At 72.2% G+C, this 19,451-nt stretch carries 18 protein-coding genes; 9 read left to right on the top strand and 9 right to left on the bottom strand.

All coding sequences use genetic code 11. From position 1 onward, the window contains the following. Positions 1-30: 30 nt before the first annotated feature. Complete coding sequence (locus ACIRB4_RS14260) at positions 31-708, bottom strand: TetR/AcrR family transcriptional regulator (RefSeq protein WP_403291076.1); 678 nt, start codon at positions 706-708, stop codon at positions 31-33. A 113-nt stretch (positions 709-821) separates the two neighbouring features. Between ACIRB4_RS14260 and ACIRB4_RS14255 the strand changes: the two genes are divergently transcribed. From ACIRB4_RS14255 to ACIRB4_RS14245, 3 genes are all read left to right on the top strand, one after another. Beyond that, on the top strand, positions 822-1,973 hold the full coding sequence (locus tag ACIRB4_RS14255; RefSeq protein WP_403291075.1) for an acyl-CoA dehydrogenase family protein: 1,152 nt from the start codon (positions 822-824) through the stop codon (positions 1,971-1,973). A 140-nt stretch (positions 1,974-2,113) separates the two neighbouring features. Next, entirely contained in the window at positions 2,114-2,401 is a 288-nt protein-coding gene (locus ACIRB4_RS14250) for a YiaA/YiaB family inner membrane protein (protein ID WP_403291073.1), read from the top strand. Between the two features lie 104 nt (positions 2,402-2,505). Beyond that, complete coding sequence (locus ACIRB4_RS14245; RefSeq protein ID WP_403291072.1) at positions 2,506-3,141, top strand: TetR/AcrR family transcriptional regulator; 636 nt, start codon at positions 2,506-2,508, stop codon at positions 3,139-3,141. Here the strand turns inward: ACIRB4_RS14245 and ACIRB4_RS14240 are convergent. Beyond that, a complete protein-coding gene (locus tag ACIRB4_RS14240) occupies positions 3,132-3,593 on the bottom strand; it encodes a MaoC family dehydratase (RefSeq protein ID WP_403291071.1) in 462 nt (153 codons plus the stop codon). The two genes, ACIRB4_RS14245 and ACIRB4_RS14240, sit on opposite strands and share 10 nt — an antisense overlap. A 121-nt stretch (positions 3,594-3,714) precedes the next feature. Between ACIRB4_RS14240 and soxR the strand changes: the two genes are divergently transcribed. Continuing rightward, on the top strand, positions 3,715-4,185 hold the full coding sequence (soxR, locus tag ACIRB4_RS14235; RefSeq protein ID WP_403291068.1) for a redox-sensitive transcriptional activator SoxR: 471 nt from the start codon (positions 3,715-3,717) through the stop codon (positions 4,183-4,185). A gap of 95 nt (positions 4,186-4,280) precedes the next feature. Here soxR and ACIRB4_RS14230 read toward each other — a convergent pair whose 3' ends face one another. The 3 genes from ACIRB4_RS14230 to ACIRB4_RS14220 form a co-directional block, all read right to left on the bottom strand. Beyond that, positions 4,281-5,351 carry an RNA ligase (ATP) gene (locus ACIRB4_RS14230; RefSeq protein WP_403291066.1) on the bottom strand — a complete coding sequence of 357 codons (1,071 nt, stop codon included), beginning with the start codon at positions 5,349-5,351 and terminating at the stop codon, positions 4,281-4,283. A 98-nt stretch (positions 5,352-5,449) separates the two neighbouring features. Continuing rightward, on the bottom strand, positions 5,450-6,235 hold the full coding sequence (locus tag ACIRB4_RS14225) for a 3-keto-5-aminohexanoate cleavage protein (protein ID WP_403291234.1): 786 nt from the start codon (positions 6,233-6,235) through the stop codon (positions 5,450-5,452). Between the two features lie 15 nt (positions 6,236-6,250). Next, positions 6,251-6,862, bottom strand: coding sequence for a hypothetical protein (locus ACIRB4_RS14220; RefSeq protein WP_403291064.1), 612 nt, complete (start codon positions 6,860-6,862; stop codon positions 6,251-6,253). 213 nt (positions 6,863-7,075) lie between these two features. Here ACIRB4_RS14220 and ACIRB4_RS14215 point away from each other — a divergent pair, with 213 nt between their 5' ends. Further along, a complete protein-coding gene (locus tag ACIRB4_RS14215; RefSeq protein WP_403291063.1) occupies positions 7,076-9,853 on the top strand; it encodes a penicillin acylase family protein in 2,778 nt (925 codons plus the stop codon). Between the two features lie 65 nt (positions 9,854-9,918). On the opposite strand, the gene ACIRB4_RS14210 is transcribed toward ACIRB4_RS14215, so the two are convergent. Both ACIRB4_RS14210 and ACIRB4_RS14205 read right to left on the bottom strand, forming a co-directional pair. Then, positions 9,919-11,145, bottom strand: coding sequence for an alpha/beta hydrolase (locus ACIRB4_RS14210; protein ID WP_403291061.1), 1,227 nt, complete (start codon positions 11,143-11,145; stop codon positions 9,919-9,921). A 132-nt stretch (positions 11,146-11,277) separates the two neighbouring features. Next, the gene (locus tag ACIRB4_RS14205) at positions 11,278-12,534 is read right to left on the bottom strand and encodes an exo-beta-N-acetylmuramidase NamZ domain-containing protein (RefSeq protein ID WP_403291060.1); all 1,257 of its coding nucleotides are present in this window, start codon (positions 12,532-12,534) and stop codon (positions 11,278-11,280) included. Between the two features lie 167 nt (positions 12,535-12,701). Here ACIRB4_RS14205 and ACIRB4_RS14200 point away from each other — a divergent pair, with 167 nt between their 5' ends. From ACIRB4_RS14200 to ACIRB4_RS14190, 3 genes are read left to right on the top strand one after another with little or no spacing between them, the layout of a single operon-like run. Further along, the gene (locus ACIRB4_RS14200; RefSeq protein WP_403291058.1) at positions 12,702-13,466 is read left to right on the top strand and encodes an SDR family oxidoreductase; all 765 of its coding nucleotides are present in this window, start codon (positions 12,702-12,704) and stop codon (positions 13,464-13,466) included. After that, complete coding sequence (locus ACIRB4_RS14195) at positions 13,463-15,118, top strand: AMP-binding protein (protein ID WP_403291056.1); 1,656 nt, start codon at positions 13,463-13,465, stop codon at positions 15,116-15,118. Before ACIRB4_RS14200 ends, ACIRB4_RS14195 begins: the two co-directional genes overlap by 4 nt. 29 nt (positions 15,119-15,147) lie before the next feature. Continuing rightward, entirely contained in the window at positions 15,148-15,741 is a 594-nt protein-coding gene (locus ACIRB4_RS14190) for a TetR/AcrR family transcriptional regulator (RefSeq protein ID WP_403291054.1), read from the top strand. Positions 15,742-15,751: 10 nt separating this feature from the next. Here ACIRB4_RS14190 and ACIRB4_RS14185 read toward each other — a convergent pair whose 3' ends face one another. Beyond that, positions 15,752-16,966 (bottom strand): acyl-CoA dehydrogenase family protein, encoded by a 1,215-nt coding sequence (locus tag ACIRB4_RS14185; RefSeq protein WP_403291052.1) that lies wholly within the window; start codon positions 16,964-16,966, stop codon positions 15,752-15,754. A 6-nt stretch (positions 16,967-16,972) separates the two neighbouring features. Further along, positions 16,973-18,025 (bottom strand): phosphotransferase family protein, encoded by a 1,053-nt coding sequence (locus tag ACIRB4_RS14180; RefSeq protein ID WP_403291050.1) that lies wholly within the window; start codon positions 18,023-18,025, stop codon positions 16,973-16,975. A gap of 134 nt (positions 18,026-18,159) precedes the next feature. On the opposite strand from ACIRB4_RS14180, the gene ACIRB4_RS14175 reads away from it, so the two are divergent. Beyond that, positions 18,160-19,449 carry a glucarate dehydratase family protein gene (locus ACIRB4_RS14175; protein WP_403291049.1) on the top strand — a complete coding sequence of 430 codons (1,290 nt, stop codon included), beginning with the start codon at positions 18,160-18,162 and terminating at the stop codon, positions 19,447-19,449. Positions 19,450-19,451 lie beyond the last annotated feature (2 nt).

Genomic DNA, 19,451 nt, shown 5'->3' with positions numbered 1-19,451 from the left:
CTCCAGCCCCGCGTCCGGCCGTACCGCCGGCTACGAACCGCTCGCCGACCCCTGCTTGGGCCACTTCCCCCGTACCCCCGCCTCGTACTGCATCGACAACCCGTCGAGCAGCGCCCGCAGCCCCGTGTCGAACGCGCCCTCGTCGACCTTCTGCCGGTGCTCGGCCAGAAGGTGGGCCTGGCCGAGGTGGGGGTAGTCGGCCGGGTCGTACGCCGTCTCGTCGTCGACGAAGCCGCGGGCGAAGGAGCCGAGCGCCGAGCCGGTGACGAAGTAGCGCATCAGCGCGCCGATGTAGGTCGCCTGGGCCGGGGGCCAGCCCGCCCTGACCATCGCGCCGAAGACGGCGTCCGCCACCCGCAGGCCCGCCGGACGGCGGCCGGGGCCCTGGGCCAGGACCGGGACGATGTTCGGGTGGTCGGCGAGCGCCGCGCGGTAGGAGGCGGCCCAGTCGTGCAGGGCCGTACGCCAGTCGCGGCCGTCGTCCTCGTCGAACATCGACAGATCGACCTTCGCGCTGACCGCGTCGGCGACGGCGTCGAGGATCTCGTCCTTGGTGCGGAAGTGGTTGTAGAGCGACGGCCCGCTCACTCCCAATTCCGCCGCGAGCCGACGGGTGGAGACCGCCGCGAGGCCTTCGGCGTCCACGAGCGCGCTCGCCGTCTCGACGATCCGGTCTCTGCTCAGGAGGGGCTTGCGCGGTCGGGCCATGGCGCACATAGTAGGCATGCGTCCCAGAAACTAGCAGCGCTAATTAACTGCTTAAGCATCTCCGAAGAATCGTCCGAGAAACGCCCGAAGAACGCCCGAAGGTCGGTGTCGCAGTGGATCTGGAGCTGAGCGAGGAGCAGGCGGCCGTACGGAAGCTCGCCGAGGACTTCGTCGCGCGCGAGGTCGCTCCCCATGTCGTCGCGTGGGACCGCGCCGAGAGCGTCGACAAGTCGATCGTGAAGAAGCTCGGCGCGGTCGGCTTCCTCGGCCTGACCGTCGCGGAGGAGTACGGCGGCTCGGGCGGTGACCACCTCGCCTACTGCCTCGTCACCGAGGAGCTCGGGCGCGGCGACTCCTCGGTGCGCGGCATCGTCTCCGTCTCGCTCGGCCTCGTCGCCAAGACCCTCGCCTCCTGGGGGAGCGAGGAGCAGAAGCGGGAGTGGCTGCCCCGGCTCACGGCGGGCGACGCCGTCGGCTGCTTCGGACTGACCGAGCCGGGGACCGGCTCCGACGCCGGGAACCTGACCACCAGGGCCGTCCGCGACGGCGGCGACTATGTCGTCAACGGTTCGAAGATGTTCATCACCAACGGCACCTGGGCCGATGTCGTCCTGCTCTTCGCCCGCACCAACGACACCCCCGGTCACAAGGGCGTCTCCGCCTTCCTCGTCCCCACCGACACCCCCGGTCTCACCCGCCGCACCATCCACGGCAAGCTCGGCCTGCGCGGGCAGGCGACCGCCGAGCTGGTCCTGGAGGACGTCCGCGTCCCGGCCTCCGCCATGCTGGGGCCGGAGGGGAAGGGCTTCACCATCGCCATGTCCGCCCTGGCGAAGGGGCGTATGTCGGTCGCCGCCGGCTGCGTCGGCATCGCCCAGGCGTCTCTGGACGCCGCCGTCCGCTACGCCGGGGAGCGCGAGCAGTTCGGCAAGCCGATCGCCTCCTACCAGCTGGTGCAGGAGCTGATCAGTGACATCGCCGTCGACGTGGACGCCGCCCGGCTGCTGACCTGGCGGGTCGCCGATCTGATCGACCGGGGCGAGGAGTTCGCCACCGCCGCGTCGAAGGCGAAGCTGTACGCCTCGGAGGCCGCGGTCCGCTCGGCGAACAACGCCCTCCAGGTCTTCGGCGGTTACGGCTACATCGACGAGTACCCGGTGGGCAAACTGCTGCGCGACGCGCGCGTGATGACGCTGTACGAAGGCACCAGCCAGATCCAGAAACTGATCATCGGCCGCGCGCTGACCGGCGTCTCGGCCTTCTGAGCCCCCCCCGTCGGGTCGCCGCGCGCCCCCGCGTCGAGCCCCTGCGACCAGTCCCCGCGATGAGCACCTGCGCCGAGTGAGTACGCGATGAGTATCCGAACGGATGTGGCGGGTGCCACATCCGTCCGATGCTGTCCGGCATGAGTGACACACCGGTCAAGCAGCAGAACACGGCCGCCTACTACATGCAGGCCGTCATCTCCTTCGGGCTCGCCCTCTCGGCCGTGAGCATCGGCATCTTCAACCTGGACGCCGACGCCTGGGTGCGGTCCTTCCTCGCCATCGCGGTCCTCTACCTCACGACCTCCGCCTTCACCCTCGCCAAGGTGGTCCGCGACCGCCAGGAGGCCGGCCAGATCGTCAGCCGGGTCGACCAGGCCCGTCTGGAGAAGCTCCTCGCGGAGCACGACCCCTTCCAGAAGCTCTGAGCGGAGCCGGTTGCGAGCGCGCGGCTCCGGACGCCACGCCTCTAAGCGCTTGCTCAGCTTCGTTGTATGGTGTTCGTCCTGACCGGCTGGAGAAGGGGCGAACGATGAGCGCGGCGGACGCGGCGGAGGAGACGCCCGGCGGCGAGGACGGGCCATGGGGCGAGGTCACGCCCGAAGCGGCCAGGCGGCTGCTGGTGGCGGCCGTCGAGGCCTTCGCCGAGCGGGGGTACCACGCCACCACGACCCGTGACATCGCCGGCCGGGCCGGGATGAGCCCGGCCGCGCTCTACATCCACTACAAGACCAAGGAAGAGCTGCTCCACCGGATCAGCCGCATCGGCCACGACAAGGCCCTGGAGATCCTCCGGGCCGCCGCCGACGGCGACGGCACGGCCGGTGAGCGGCTCGCCGACGCGGTGCGCTCCTTCGTACGCTGGCACGCCGAGCGCCACACCACCGCGCGGGTCGTCCAGTACGAGCTCGACGCGCTGGGCCCCGAGCACCGCGCCGAGATCGTGGAGCTGCGCCGCGAGTCCGACGCGGCCGTGCGCCGGATCATCGAAGAGGGCGTGGAGGCCGGGGAGTTCGACGTGCCGGACGTGGCGGGCACGACCGTCGCGGTGCTCTCGCTCTGCATCGACGTCTCACGCTGGTTCAACGTCCGGGGCCGCAGGACGCCGGACGAGGTCGGCGCGCTCTACGCCGACCTCGTCCTGCGGATGGTCGGCGCTCAGAAGTAGTAGCGCGACACCGACTCCGCGACGCACACCGGCTTGTCGCCGCCCTCGCGCTCCACGGTCACCGTCGCGGTCACCTGCACACCGCCGCCCGCCTCCGTCACCTCGGTCAGCACCGCGCCGGCGCGCACGCGGGAGCCGACGGGCACGGGTGCGGGGAAACGGACCTTGTTCGTACCGTAGTTGAGCCCCATCTTCATGCCCTCGACGCGCATGATCTGCGGAACGAGCACCGGCAGCAGCGACAGCGTCAGATAGCCGTGCGCGATGGTTCTCCCGAACGGACCGGCGGCGGCCCGCTCCGGGTCCACGTGGATCCACTGGTGGTCGCCGGTCGCCTCGGCGAACAGGTCGATCCGCTTCTGCTCGATCTCCAGCCAGTCGCTCCGGCCCAGCTGCTCGCCGACGGCGGCGCGCAGCTCCTCGGCGGAGGTGAAGATCCTCGGCTCTGCCATGTCCCGCTCCCTGCGTCTCACCCGATCACCCGATGTCGCTTCGTCTAAGCGACTGCTTAGTCTGGCGGGGGTGGAGGGCTGTGTCAATGGGCCGGCAAAGGCGCGCAGTAGGGTTCGAGGGGTGCCACAGATTCCGGAGAAGATCCACGAACTCACTGTCGGGCAGCTCTCCGCGCGTAGCGGAGCCGCCGTGTCCGCCCTGCACTTCTACGAGTCCAAGGGGCTGATCAGCAGCCGCCGCACCAGCGGGAACCAGCGCCGTTACGGTCGTGACACCCTGCGCCGGGTCGCCTTCATCCGGGCCGCCCAGCGCGTCGGTATCCCGCTGGCGACCGTCCGCGACGCGCTCTCCCGGCTCCCCGAGGAGCGCACGCCCACCAACGAGGACTGGGCGCGGCTCTCGGCGGCCTGGCGTACGGAACTCGACGAGCGGATCAAGCGGCTCGGGATGCTGCGGGACCACCTGACCGACTGCATCGGCTGCGGGTGCCTGTCCCTGGAGAACTGTGTGCTGTCCAACCCGGACGATGTGATCGGCGAGCGGATGGCCGGCTCGCGACTGCTCCCGGAGCGCCGCGCCACGAAGGAGTGACCCGGTAGGGGCGAAGGGCGGGAGCGCCCGGTACGAAGCAGGAGCCCGCCACCCCCGTGGGCGGGCCCCTGCGGTTCCTGGGTGCGCGGCGGCTCTTACTCGTACTCGGTGCCGCCCTTGCGGGTCAGATACGCCGGGCTCACCGCCTTGGCGATGGCGCGGCCGCCCACGACGGGGCTGTACCGCTCGGTGACCGGACGGATCACGACGCCCTCGCGCAGATGCAGCCCCCGGCCCGACACGGTCTCCCGGCCGCTCGCCAGGTCGAGCACCACGGCGAGGTCGTACGGACCCGTGTACAGCCGCGGTACGAGGGGCAGTTCGCCCGGCTCCAGGACGGCGGCCGCGTCCAGCCACCGCACCTCGCCGTCGATCTCGGCCGAGACGTCGAAGACGGCGTAACAGAGGTCGGTGGTGCGGGCGTCCGCGCCGTAGCCGAGGTCCTGCACACCGGAGCCGTAGACCTCGCCGAACAGGCCGACCCGGCGCGCCCCGAGCCGCTCGGCCAGGCGCGCGGCGACGGCCGGGACGTCATGGCCCAGGATCGCGCGCCAGTACAGATTGCGCGGATCCTCCGTGAGCGCCAGGCCCTTCGCGCCGAACCCCTTCGAGGAGACCTGCACCCGGCCGTCCTCGGCGAAGTACGTCATCAGGCAGGCCGAACCGTGCAGCTTCTCCGTCAGGACCACCGGCTCGCCCGGTTCGAAGATGTCCGGATACCGCTGGAGGTTCTCGATGTCGACCCAGGGCAGGAGATCGGGCGCCGCCTCCACGTCCCCGCTCATCGTCGGCGGGATCGGCGGCGCCCATTTGGTGATCCCCAGCACCTCCGCGAAGTCGGTCCCCTCCGCGGCCGCCCGTACGAGGTCCACGTCCGCGAGCGCCTTGGGCCGGCACACCAGCCCCTGCGACAACTCGCCCCGCAGCCGTACCGCCTTGACCCGGTCCGAGGCCTTTCCGGCGAGCCGCCCCGTCAGCCCCAGCTCCTCGACGAGGGCGGCGGGAAGCACGGCCTGCTCCGGGATGTAGAGCGCGGCGTCACCACTGCGGTACGCACCCTTGGCGACGACCGCGCGATAGAGGCCCACCTGGGCCAGTTCGAGGGCGTCGGCGTTCGGGTGTGCGTGGACGGTCAGCAGTTCGGCGGTGACGCGCAGCGTCGACATGTCAGTTCTCCGGCCCTTCAGGTGGCGTTCTCATCGCCGGACACTCTGCCGGTGCGAATTCCCCTGGGCGAGCCGTTTTCCCTCTGCTATAGGGAACGCTACAGGGAGCGTTCCGTCGCCGTCACGGCGGCCGCGACCAGCTCGGCGTTGGACCGCGCCGGGCGCCCGTCCGGCAGGAAGAGCGTGTCCTCCAGGCCGACGCGGGTCGCGAGACCGAGGCGGCGGGCCAGGCGCAGGACCGGCCAGGCGCCGGCGTCCTCTCCGTGAAGGAGGACGGGAGCAGGGGCGTGGCCCGGTGCGGTGAGGCGGCCGTGAGCGGAGTCCCGCTCGGCAAGTCGGCTTGAATCCGGCCCCAGTGCGGCCAGTTGGGCGAGCAGGGCGTGGGCGGTGGCCTCCGCCGTCGTCGGGTCCAGGTCCGTGACCTCGGCCAGGATCCGCAGGACCCGGGGAGCGAGGGGCGAACGCAGGAACCTCGCCGGGCCTTCCGTACCCGACCAGAGGCCCGCCTCCACCCCCACACCCCGCTCCAGGAGCGCCGCCGCCAGCTCCTCCGCGCCCCGCTCGTGCCAGTTCACCGAGGCGTGGTCGGGAAGCACCGTCCAGGAGCGGACGCGCTCGACCCTCCGTACCGGATCGGGCTCCGCCCACGCACCGGTCGTCACCCCCACCGGGACGTCGACCACCGCGCGGATCGCCGTCAGCGTCTCCGCCAGCACCCGGGGCGAGAGCGTGTCCCCGCCGCACGGCGTCTTCGGATGGACATGGACGTCCCCAGCCCCGGCGGCGACGGCTGCCGCCGCCTCCTCGGCCAAGGCCGCCGACGACATCGGCACGGCCGCCGAGTCCCCGGGCCCGCGGCCCCCGTTGAGACAGACCTGGATCAGCACGTCACCCGTGCCTCAGGCCGCCGACACCAGCCGGGGCAGGGACCTCTCCCGTGCCCGTGCCAGCGCCCGCGAGGTGAGGACCGCCCGGGGCACGACCACGCCGCAGTCCCCGCACACCGGCCCGAACCACGGTTCGTCCGCCAGGTCGGGACGCCACTCGATCCGCGGCCCCGCGCACACCGGGCAGTGCTCGCCCGGGTCCGACTCCAGGGCCGCGATCAGCCGCCGCAGCACCTCCGCCAGCGGCTCCGACGGGTGGACGGCCGGATCGTCGCACCGCGCCACTCCGTTGCCGCCCCAGGTCCGCCGGTGCCAGTCGTCGAGCGCGCCGGGCCGGCGCAGCCCGTCGTGCTTCTCCCGCCGTCGGCGCTCCGCGAAGTCCCTCTCGTACGCGAGCCACACCGCCCGCGCCTCCTCCAGCTCCTCCAGCGCGGCCACCAGCCGCCCAGGATCGAGTTCGCGGTCCTCGGGCCCGAACCCGTGCCTGCGGCACAGGTGGTCCCAGGTCGCGCGGTGCCCGTAAGGGGCGAACCGCTCCAGGCACTTGCGCAGGGAGTACCTGCGCAGCGCCGTGTCGCACGCCGGGTCACGCACCTGTCTCGCAAGACTCCGGAAACCGGCCATCGCTCCGCACCTCCGTCGCTCGTACTTCGGCGTCAAGGACGTTATGGGATGGACGAACGAGTGCCCCGTCCTGTTCCATCCAAAATTCGATGGCCCCATCAGAAGACCGGAAACGACCGTTGTGGGGATTCGGAAAAAGTGACGGTTGCTCACCTTACCTACCGGTCCTACCGCCAGTAACCTCCGGCGCACCGGCCTCCCCGAGGAGCAACCATGCGACGACGCACCGGACGACTGAGAATCACCCTCGCCGCCGTACTCGCGCTCGGCGCGGGCCTGCTGGCGCCCTTCCCCAACGCCTCGGCCACCGCCGAGACCCCCGTGCCCGACCTCTGCGGCAGCCAGTGCGCCGACATCCTGCCGCCCGGGCAGAACGGCAACGCCACCCTGGCCGACGTCCTCGCGCACCGGGTGCTGGGAACCCGTCCCGCCCACTCCTCCGACCAGCTCGGGCGTTACGACGCGCTCGTCGGCGGATACGGCACCCTCACCGACGCGAAGCTGACCGAATTCTTCAACGACTCCTCCTTCGGCGTCCCGGCCGACCAGGTCGAGTCGGTCACCCGGCCCCGCGAGGACGTGACCATCACCCGGGACAAGAAGACCGGCGTCCCGCACATCAAGGGCACCACCCGCTACGGAACCGAGTTCGGCGCCGGGTTCGCCGCCGCCCAGGACCGGCTCTGGATGATGGACCTCTTCCGGCACATCGGCCGCGGCGAACTGACCTCCTTCGCCGGCGGCGCCCTCGCCAACCAGGGCCTGGAGCAGCAGTTCTGGCCCCAGGCCCCGTACACCGAGGCCGACTACGAAGCCCAGATCGCCCGCATCAAGGCCACCGAGGGCGAGCGCGGCGAGCTCGCCATGGCCGACGCGCAGGCGTACGTCGACGGCATCAACGCCTACCGGAAGGCGGCGAAGGAGGGGCGCTACTTCCCCGGCGAGTACGTCCTCACCGGCAAGGTCGACGCGATCACCAACATCGGCGAGATCCAGCCCTTCAAGGTCACCGACCTGATCTCCATCGCCTCCGTCGTCGGCGGCCAGTTCGGCGGCGGAGGCGGTGGCGAGGTCCAGGCCGCGCTCTCCCTGCTCGCCGCGCAGAAGAAGTACGGCGTGGTGGAGGGCACCCGGGTCTGGGAGTCGTTCCGCCAGCGCGACGACGCCGAGGCCGTCCTCACCGTGCACGACGGCACCTCCTTCCCGTACGCCGAGAAGCCCGCACGGCCGCGCGGCACCGCCCTGCCCGACCCCGGATCGGTCCGTCCCGAACAGCTCGTGTTCGACCGCACCGGCTCGGCCGGCACGGACACCAAGTCCCCGCTGAAGGCACCGGAGCGGCTCAGGCCCGCGCAGGGGATGTACGACGACGGGGTCATCGACCCGCGTTCGCTCGACCCGAAGAAGGGCATGTCCAACGCCCTGCTGGTCTCCGGCGCCCACACCGCGAGCGGCAACCCGGTCGCCGTCTTCGGCCCGCAGACCGGCTACTTCGCCCCGCAGCTGCTGATGCTCCAGGAGCTCCAGGGGCCGGGCATCTCCGCTCGCGGTGCCTCCTTCGCCGGTGTCGGCATGTACGTCCAGATGGGCCGGGGCCAGGACTACGCCTGGTCCGCCACCTCCGCCGCCCAGGACATCACCGACACCTACGCGATCGAGCTCTGCCAGGACGACGTCCACTACCTGTACCGCGGCGTCTGCACCCCCATGGAGAAGCTGGAGAAGCACAACGCCTGGCAGCCCACCGTCGCCGACTCCACCGCCGCCGGCTCCTACCGGATGCGGGTCTGGCGCACCAAGTACGGCATCGTCACCCACCGCGCCACGGTCGGCGGCAAGCCCGTCGCCTACACGACCCTGCGCACCACCTACCGCCACGAGGCCGACTCCATCATCGGCTTCCAGATGCTCAACGACCCGTCGTACGTCAAGGACGCCCGCTCCTTCCAGCAGGCCGTGTCCCACATCGACTACGCCTTCAACTGGTTCTACGCGGACTCCCGGGAGGCCGCCTACTTCAACAGCGGAATGAACCCCGTCCGGGCCGAAGGCGTCGACCCGGCCCTCCCCGTCCGGGCCGAAGCCGCCTACGAATGGCGGGACTTCGACCCCACGGCCAACACCGCCGCGTACACCCCCTTCGCCGCGCACCCCCAGTCGATCGGCCAGGACTACTACATCTCCTGGAACAACCGGCAGGCGAAGGGCTACAACACCGCCGGCTTCGGCTTCGGCGCCGTCCACCGCGGCGACCTGCTCGACCAGCGCGTCCGGCGCCTGGTCGAAGAGGGCGGGGTCACGCGTGCCTCCCTCACCCGGGCCATGGCCGAGGCAGGGGTCACCGACCTGCGCGGCGAGCAGCTGCTGCCCGAGCTGCTGAAGGTGGTCCGCACCGCGCCCGTCACCGACCCGGCGCTCGCCACCGCCCTCCAGCAGCTCGACTCCTGGCGCGCCGCCGGAGCGCCGCGCAAGGAGACCGCGCCCGGCTCACGGACCTACGGCCACGCCGACGCCGTACGGATCATGGACGCCTGGTGGCCGCTGCTGATCGAGGCCGAGTTCCGGCCGGGGCTCGGCGACGAGCTGTACACCGCGCTGACGGCGAGCCTGGCGATCGACGAGTCACCGGGCGCGAGCCACGGACCGACCGGCGCGCACGGCGGCTCCGCCTTCCAGTACGGCTGGTGGGGCTTCGCCGACAAGGACCTGCGCCAGGTCCTCGGCCTGCCGGTCCGGTCCCCGCTGGCCCGGACGTACTGCGGCGACGGCGACCCGGCCGCCTGCCGTGGCACCCTGCTCGCCACGCTGAAGCAGGCGGTCGCCAGGACACCGGCCCAGGTCTACCCCGGCGACGACAGCTGCGCCGCGGGCGACCAGTGGTGCGCGGACTCCCTCCGGCACCGGGCACTCGGCGGCATCACCCACCCGGGCGTCAACTGGCAGAACCGCCCCACCTACCAGCAGGTGGTCGAGTTCCCGGCCCACCGCTGACGTCCCACACGAGGCCGGATCGGACGGCACCACCGTCCGATCCGGCCCCTCGGGCGCCTAGCCGGTCAGGCCGGCCTCAGCGGCAAGCCACCCCCCAGCGCCACCACCCGCGCCAGCTCCGGATGGCAGATGTCGCTGTGCTCGCCGACCACCTCGGCCGCGTCCACGCTGACGCACCCCGACGCCGGCATTCCGCCGTCCAGCGCGGCGGACAGCGGCAGCGCGACCGTGCCGCGCACGGCCTGGATGCCGTCGTGGCCGATCGCCCACCAGCGCTTGTCGCTGCCGAGGAGCGACTGGGCGTCCCGGGCCAGCCGGGAGGCCAGCGGATAGAACACCCGCAGCGGAGTGTCATGACGGGAGTGGCAGGCGATCACGGGCCCGTCGACCCGTCCCTGGAGATCGCGCAACGCCCCGCCCCTGCCCGGATCGTGCGGCAGGCTCGCCGCGAACGCGTAGTGGGAGAAAGCCCCTTGGAGCAGCGTCACCGACTTCACGTTCCGCGCACCGACGGGCAGCCCGCGCAGCGCGTACGCGACGAGCCGGGCGCCCATGCTGTGTCCGACGAGGTGGATCCGCAGACCGGGGGAGGAGCGGGCGAGAGCGCTGAGGAGGGGGCCGAGCCCCCGCTCGCCGACGGTGCCGGCCCGCCGCTTCATCGTGTAGTACGTGGCCTGGCGCAGCGCCTCGCGCGCACCCTTCCAGTAGCGCCCGAACCGGCCGCCGAACGCCTCGCGCGGAGTGGGCACGGCGCCCGGACCCGCCGCCTCGTCCAAGGCGTCGGCGAACATGGCGCAGACCGCGACGGGATCGCCCAGGAGGAAGTCGGGCACCTCCGGCGCTCCCGGGCCTACCGCGAAGCCCGCCGATGCCGAGCCGGTGTCGGTCAACTCGCGCAGCAGATCGCCGAATTCGGTGAACGCGGCCTCGTCGTCGGGCTGTTCCCGCAGCAGGACGGCGAGCCGCTCCACCACCGGCCCCTTGCCGGGATGCGCCGCCGCCACCGCCTCGAAGTCGGGGATCGGCTCGTCCGAGAACATGATCGACGGCCAGACCGCCCCCACGTACCCGACCTGTGCATCGGGCCGCAGCAGCTGGGGGAAGGGGGCGAAGAACGCCGCGAAGAGACGGTCGGCCACGGAGGGGGTGTTGTTCCAGCCGTGGGCGAACATCACCAGATCCGTGACCCCCCGCGCGGCCAGGGCCGAGAGCGCCTCGCGCTGCCCGGCCGCGCCGTCGCCGTCCTTGTCGAAGGTGATCTCCCGGTACGGCTCCACACTCATCCCGGCCATGGCCTGCCCCGTCCCTCCGCGTCGAGGTGCGCTGCTCCACGGGCATTGTGCCCGCGCGGGGGTGCGGCCAGACGTCCGGCGCGGGCGCGCCGCCGAGACTCCACCGGTCGTCAGGGGGTCGAGCCCACCCGTTCAGCGGTAGAGCAGGTACTCCTCGCGCACGGCGCGGAAGGCGGCCAGGTCCGAGGCCCACGCGCCCACCACCTCGTCCGTGTCGGCGCCCGTGTCGATCAGGGTGCGCACGCGGGTCGAGCCGGTCAGCTTGTCGATCCAGTGGTCGGGGCGCCAGGCGAAGCCGCTCCACGACCGCTTGGCGCTGACCAGCAGCCCGATGCCGGTGCGTACGGGGTCGAACGCCGCTCGGTCGTGCACCTGGACCTGGACCCCGCCGACCGTCCTCCCCTGGAACTTCGAGAAGGTGGGGGCGAAGTACGCCTCACGGAACCGCACGCCCGGCAGCTCCAGGGCGTTCGCCGCCTCCGCCCAGCGCCGGTCGACGCCCTCGGCGCCGAGGAGTTCGAAAGGCCGGGTCGTGCCCCGCCCCTCGGAGAGGTTGGTGCCTTCGAAGAGGCAGGTGCCGGGGTAGACGAGCGCGGTGTCGGGCGTCGGCATGTTGGGGCTCGGCGGCACCCACGGCAGCCCGGTCGCGTCGAAGAACTCCGCGCGCCGCCAGCCCGACATCCGCACCGTCTCCAGCTCCACCGGCTTCGTGAGGAACTCGCCGTTGAACAGCCGGGCCAGCTCCGCCACCGTCATCCCGTGCGCCTGCGCGATCGGCTCCCGCCCCACGAAGGTCGCGAACGCCCGGTGGAGGACGGGGCCGAGCGCCGCCCGCCCGGTCACCGGGTTCGGCCGGTCCAGGACGACGAACCGTTTCCCCGCCAGCGAGGCGGCCACCATGCAGTCGTACAGCGTCCAGATGTAGGTGTAGAAGCGCGCGCCCACGTCCTGGATGTCGAAGACGACCGTGTCCACACCGGAGGCGGAGAAGACGTCCGCGAGCGGCTGACCGCTCTTCAGATACGTGTCGTAGACGGGCAGTCCGGTCGCCGGATCGTCGTGGCGGCCCTCGGAGCCGCCCGCCTGCGCGGTGCCCCGGAAGCCGTGCTCGGGGCCGAAGACGGCGACGAGGTCGACGCGGTCGTCGGCGTGCATGACGTCGACGATGTGGCGGACGTCGGAGGTGATCCCGGTCGGGTTGGTGACGACGCCGACCCGCTCCCCGGCGAGCGGGGCGTAACCGTCGGCGGCCAGCCGCGCGAAACCGGTGCGGACCCGGTGGGGCCGGTCGTGCGCGACGGCGGCGGGCGCCCCGACGGCCGCGGCGCCCAGCCCCAGCACGCCGCCGGCGGCGAGCAGACCGCGTCTCGACAGGTTCGACGGGCTCATACGGAAACCTCCCTGATCGCCTTCCCTGACATGGCCACGCACGCTAGCGCTTGGACCGCCCGCCGGGAACGAGGCGTGCGCGGCGTGCCCCCGGCGAAGAGGGCTTCCCAGGCAACATACCGACTGGTTAGTCTGCTCATACTGTCGCAACGGAGAGGCGGGTCCCGATGAGTACGGTGCAGGGCGCTGGAGTGGTCGTCACGGGCGCGGGGGGCGGAATCGGGGCCACGCTGGCCCGCCGCTTCGCCGCCGAGGGGGCCCGGGTCGTCGTCAACGACCTCGACCCCGGCCGGATCAAGGCCGTCGCCGAGGAGATCGGCGGCACCGCCGTGCCCGGCGACGCCTCCGCGATCGTCGACGAGGCCCGCGAGGCGCTCGGCGGCACCGTCGACGTGTGGTGCGCCAACGCCGGACTCGCCTCACCGGGCGACGCCTTCGCCGACGAGGCCGTCTGGGCCGCCGCCTGGGACGTCAACGTCATGGCCCACGTCCGCGCGGCCCGTGCCCTGCTGCCCGACTGGCTGGAACGCGGCAGCGGCCGCTTCGTCTCCACCGTCTCCGCCGCCGGCCTGCTCACCATGGTCGGCGCCGCGCCCTACAGCGTCTCCAAGCACGGCGCGTACGCCTTCGCCGAATGGCTCTCCCTCACCTACCGCCACCGTGGCGTCAAGGTCCACGCCATCTGCCCCCAGGGCGTGCGTACGGACATGCTCACCGCCGCCGGATCGGCCGGCGAACTCGTCCTCGCCCCCACCGCGATCGAACCCGAGGACGTCGCCGACTCCCTCTTCGACGCCATAGAGGCCGACCGCTTCCTCGTCCTGCCCCACCCCGAGGTCGCCGACTACTACCGGGCCCGCGCCACCGACCCGGAACGCTGGCTGGGCAACATGAACCACATCCAGCGGAAGTGGGAAGGCGGGCGCCGATGACCACGAAGGAGTCGGTCTACGCGGCGATGCCCTGGCTGGCGCAGCTCAGCGAGGCCCAGCGGGCGCCCCTCTCCCCGCCGCCCACCGTCCTCCACGCCTTCCGGGCCGCCGCCGCCCGCACCCCCGAGCACCCGGCCCTCGCCTATTTCGACGCCCGGCTGACCTACCGCGAGACCGACGCCCTGTCCGACTCCGTCGCCGGCCACCTCGCCGCCCGCGACGTGGAGCGCGGCGACCGCGTCGCGATCATGCTTCAGAACAGCCCGCACTTCGTCCTCGCCCTGCTCGGCGCCTGGAAGGCGGGCGCCACCGTCGTCCCGCTCAACCCGATGTACAAGTCCGGTGAAGTCGGCCACGCCCTGCGGGACTCCGGGGCCACCGCGCTGATCTGCTCCGACCGCGCCTGGGTGGACCATCTGCGGGAGACCGCCGCCGACTCTCCCGTACGGACCGCGCTCACCGCCTGCGAACGCGACCTGCAGACCCGCGACGACCCCCGGGTCCTCGGCTTCGACCGCGTCACCACCGACGTCGACGACCTGCTCGCCGTCGCCCGCGCCGGACACCCGGCCCCCGCCGACCGCGAGCTCGACGGCGACGACGTGGCCCTGATCAGCTACACCTCCGGCACCAGCGGCACCCCCAAGGGCGCGCTCAACCTCCACCGGGGTGTGATCCACAACGCCGAACGCCAGCGCACCGGGCACCCCGTCCCGCCCGGCGCCGGCTACTTCGCGCTCGCCCCGCTCTTCCACATCACCGGCCTCGTCTGCGAGCTCGCCGCCTGCTTCGCCAACGCAGGCACCCTCGTCCTCGCCTACCGCTTCGACGCCGGCGTGGTCCTGGACGCCTTCCTGGAGCACCGGCCCGCCTACACCGTCGGCCCCTCCACCGCCTTCATGGCGCTCGGCGCCCACCCCGCGGCCACCCGCGACCACTTCTCCTCCTTCCTGGTCCTCTCCTCGGGCGGCGCCCCGCTGCCACCCGCCCTGGTGGAGACGTTCCGCGCCCGCTTCGGCCCGTACATCCGCAACGGCTACGGCCTCACGGAGTGCACCGCGCCCTGCGCCTCCGTACCGCCGGAGAAGGAGGCGCCCGTCGACCCCGCCTCCGGAACCCTCTCCGTCGGCGTCCCCGGACCCGACACCGTCGTCCGCGTCCTGGACGAGACCGGCGCCGAGGTCCCCTTCGGCGCGCAGGGCGAGATAGCGGTCCGCGGCCCCCAGGTCGTCCCCGGCTACTGGGGCCTGCCCGAGGCCACCGCCGCCACCTTCCCCGACGGGGAGCTGCGGACCGGAGACATCGGCTTCATGGACCCGGACGGCTGGCTCTACGTCGTCGACCGGAAGAAGGACATGATCAACGCCTCCGGCTTCAAGGTCTGGCCACGGGAGGTGGAGGACGTCCTCTACACCCACCCGGCGGTCCGCGAGGCAGCCGTCGTCGGCATCCCCGACGCCTACCGCGGGGAGACGGTCAAGGCGTACGTGAGCCTGCGCCCGGGGGCCAGCGCCGAGCCCGCCGAGCTCTCCGCCTACTGCGAGCAGCGGCTCGCCGCGTACAAGTATCCGCGCGAGGTCGAGATCCTGGCGGAGCTGCCCAAGACGACAAGTGGGAAGATCCTCCGAAGGGAACTTCGTTCCCCCCGATGACGACGAGCACGACGGAAAGGCGGCGGAGCATGGCCAGGACGACGGACGGGAGCGGCACGCCCGTCCCCCAGAGGCTGCTGGCCGCCGCCACCCGGCTCTTCGCGGAGCGGGGGTACGACCGCACCTCCGTCCAGGAGATCGTGGAAGCGGCGGGCGTCACCAAGGGCGCGCTCTACCACTACTTCGGCTCCAAGGAGGACCTCCTCCAAGAGGTCTACTCCCGGGTGCTGCGCCTCCAGCAGGAGCGGCTCGACGCCTTCGCGGACGCCGACGCCCCCGTGGAGCGGCGGCTGCGCGACGCCGCCGCCGACGTCGTCGTCACCACGATCGACAACCTCGACGACGCGTCGATCTTCTTCCGCTCCATGCACCACCTCAGCCCGGAGAAGAACAAGCAGGTACGGGCGGAGCGCCGCCGCTACCACGAACGCTTCCGCGCCCTGATCGAGGAGGGCCAGCAGGCCGGGGTCTTCTCCACCGCGACCCCGGCCGACCTGGTCGTCGACTACCACTTCGGCTCGGTGCACCACCTGTCGACCTGGTACCGCCCGGACGGCCCGCTCACCCCGCAGCAGGTCGCCGACCAGCTCGCCGACCTGCTGCTGAGGGCGCTGCGGCCCTAGGGGATCCGCCCTACAGGTACTTCTTGATCTCCCGGCGCGCCAGCGAGCGCTGGTGCACCTCGTCGGGGCCGTCCGCCAGCATCAGCGTCCGCGCCCCGGCCCAGAGCTCGGCCAGCGGGAAGTCCTGCGAGACACCGCCCGCGCCGTGGACCTGCACCGCCTTGTCGAGGATCTCGACCACCGCGCGCGGGGTCGCGATCTTGATGGCCTGGATCTCCGTGTGCGCGCCCCGGTTGCCGACGGTGTCCATCAGCCAGGCGGTCTTGAGGACGAGGAGCCGCAGCTGCTCGACCGTCACCCGGGCGTCGGCGATCCAGTTCTGCACCACCCCCTGCTGGGCGATCGGCTTGCCGAACGCCGTACGCGACACCGCCCGGCGGCACATCAGCTCGATGGCCCGCTCCGCCATGCCGATCAGCCGCATGCAGTGGTGGATGCGGCCCGGGCCGAGGCGGGCCTGGGCGATCGCGAAGCCGCCGCCCTCCTCGCCGATCAGGTTCGAGGCCGGGACGCGGACGTCGTGGAAGAGGACCTCCGCGTGACCGCCGTGGGAGTGGTCCTCGTAGCCGTACACCTGCATCGCACGGCGCACCTCGACTCCCGGGGTGTCGCGCGGCACCAGGATCATCGACTGCTGGCGGCGGACGTCCGGGCCGTCGGGGTCGGTCTTGCCCATCACGATGAAGATCCGGCAGTCGGGGTTCATCGCACCGGAGATGTACCACTTCCGGCCGTTGACGACGTAGTCCCCGCCGTCCCGCTCGATCCGGGTCTCGATGTTCGTCGCGTCCGACGAGGCCACCTCCGGCTCCGTCATCGCGAACGCCGAGCGGATCTCCCCGGCCAGCAGCGGCTCCAGCCACTGCTTCTTCTGCGCCTCGTCGCCGAATTGGGCGAGCACCTCCATGTTGCCGGTGTCCGGGGCGGCGCAGTTGAGCGCCGTGGGGGCCAGCTGCGGGCTGCGGCCGGTGATCTCGGCCAGCGGCGCGTACTGGAGGTTGGTCAGCCCCGCCCCGTGCTCCGCGTCCGGCAGGAAGAGGTTCCACAGCCCCTGGCGCCTGGCCTCGGCCTTCAGCTCCTCCACGATCCGCGGGGTGTCCCACGGCGAGGCGAGCAGCGCCCGCTGCTCGTGGGCGACCTGCTCGGCGGGGTAGACGTGCTCGTCCATGAAGGCGAGCAGCTTCGCCCGCAGCTCCTCGGTGCGCGCGTCGAATGCGAAGTCCATGGCGGATCAGCCTTCCTGGAGGGTGGTGAGGCCGTGCTCGATGAAGACGGGGACGAGTTCGCCGATGCGGTCGAAGCCGGCGCCGACGGTCTGGCCGAGGGTGTAGCGGTAGTGGATGCCCTCCAGGATCACGGCGAGCTTGAACCAGGCGAAGGCCGTGTACCAGGAGATGGCGGAGGTGTCGCGGCCCGAGCGGGCGGCGTACCGCTCGATCAGTTCCTGGGGCGCGGGGTGTCCGGCGGCCGCCGCGGTCGTGCTGACGGGGGAGTGGGGGATGTCCAGCCTCGCGCTGTACATCACCAGCAGCCCGAGGTCGGTCAGCGGGTCGCCGAGGGTGGACATCTCCCAGTCCAGGACGGCCTTGATGCGGTCGTCCTCGCCGATCAGCACGTTGTCGAGGCGGTAGTCGCCGTGCACGACGGTCGGGGCGGGGGAGGCGGGCAGGCCGCGGCCGAGGCCGGCGTGGAGCTCGTCGATCCCGGGCAGCTCGCGGTCGCGCGAGGCGTCGAGCTGCTTGCCCCACCGGCGCAGCTGCCGGTCGAGGAAGCCCTCGGGGCGGCCGAAGTCGCCGAGGCCGACCTCGGCGGGGTCGACGGCGTGCAGATCGACGAGGGTGTCGACCAGTCCGAGGACGGCGGCCCGGGTCCGCTCGGGGCCGAGCGGGGCGAGCTGGCCGGCCGAGCGGTACGGCGTTCCGTCGACGAACTCCATGACGTAGAAGGGGGCTCCGAGGACGCTGTCGTCCTCGCAGAGCAGCACCGTCTCCGGGACCGGCACGGCCGTCGGGTGCAGGGCGCTGATCACCCGGTGCTCGCGCTTCATATCGTGCGCGGTGGCGAGGACATGGCCGAGCGGAGGCCGGCGCACCACCCACCTGCCGGTGCCGTCACTGACGACGTAGGTGAGATTGGACCGGCCGCCCTCGATCAGCCGGGCGGTGAGCGGCCCGGCCACAAGACCGGGCCGCTCGCGGTCGAGGAACCCGCGCAGCTGCTCGGGGTCGAGGCCCGGCGGGGGCACCTCCCGCGTCGCGGACTGCGGGGGAGGGGCTGAGCTCATCGTGCGTACCTCCGGAAGCGGTCATGGGGTCGGCGCCCATGATGACCGACCAGTCGGTATGTCGTCCAGGGCGGGACCTGAAATGCCCTTCCGGGGTCTGGCCCACGGATCTGCCCCATGAATAGGGTTCACATATGGATTCAGAGCTGCTCGTCGAGGAAGTCCGGCTGACCCCGATCCTCATCCCCGACCCCCCGCTGCTCAACACCCAGGGAGTCCACCAGCCCTACGCGCCCCGGCTCATCGTCGAAGTGGTCACGCGCGGCGGTGTCAGCGGCCTGGGCGAGACCTACGGCGACACCCGGTACCTGGAGCCGGCCCGGCCCCTTGCCGAGGCACTGCCCGGCCGCTCGGTCACGGACGTGAACGGCCTGTTCGCGCTCGCCCGTCAGGTGTGCGGGGAGCCGAGCGCCACCGACGGGCGGGTCGACGCGGGCGGGCTGCGGGGCGCGCAGACGGCGGACAAGCTCCGGCTCTCCGTCGTCTCCGCCTTCGAGGTGGCCTGCCTGGACGCCCTCGGCAAGACGCTCGGCCTCCCGGTCCACGCCCTGCTCGGCGGCAAGGTCCGCGACTCCGTCGAGTACAGCGCCTATCTCTTCTACCGCTGGGCCACCCACCCCGACGGCGGAGAGGCGGACGGTTGGGACGCGGCGCTCGACCCCGCCGGCGTCGTCGCCCAGGCCCGCCGATTCGACCGTATGTACGGCTTCCGCTCGTTCAAGCTCAAGGGGGGCGTCTTCCCTCCGGAGCGGGAGATCGCCGCGATCCGGGCTCTGGCGGAGGCGTTCCCCGGCCGCCCGCTCCGTCTCGACCCCAACGGCGCCTGGTCCGTGGAGACCTCCCTCGCCGTGGCACGGGAGCTGAAGGACGTCCTGGAGTACCTGGAGGACCCCGCGAGCGGTACGGAGCCGATGGCCGAGGTCGCGGCCCGTACGGACGTACCGCTCGCGACCAACATGTGCGTCACCACCTTCGAGGAGGTGCCGGAGGCCTTCTCCCGTGACGCGGTACGGATCGTGCTCTGCGACCACCACTACTGGGGCGGGCTTCACCGCACCCGCGAACTCGCCGCGCTCTGCCGCACGTACGGCGTCGGCCTGTCGATGCACTCCAACACCCACCTCGGCATCAGCCTCGCCGCCATGACGCAGGTCGCCGCCACCCTTCCCGACCTGCACCACGCCTGCGACACGCACTACCCGTGGCAGACCGAGGACGTCGTCACCGTCCGGCCCGTCTTCCGCGACGGCCGGCTCGCGGTCTCGGACGCCCCGGGCCTCGGCGTCGAACTGGACCGGGACCGGCTCGCGGCCCTGCACCGCCGCTGGCTCGACGACGACGGCACGATGCGCGACCGCGACGACGCGGCGGCGATGCGGGTGGCGGACCCGGACTGGCGGACACCGGACGTCCCCCGCTGGTGACG

This window comes from Streptomyces sp. NPDC093600 (assembly GCF_044764755.1).
GTDB lineage: Bacteria > Actinomycetota > Actinomycetes > Streptomycetales > Streptomycetaceae > Streptomyces.
The sequence above is the reverse complement of the archived record's forward strand: the minus strand, read 5'-3'. Positions and strand labels throughout refer to the sequence as shown.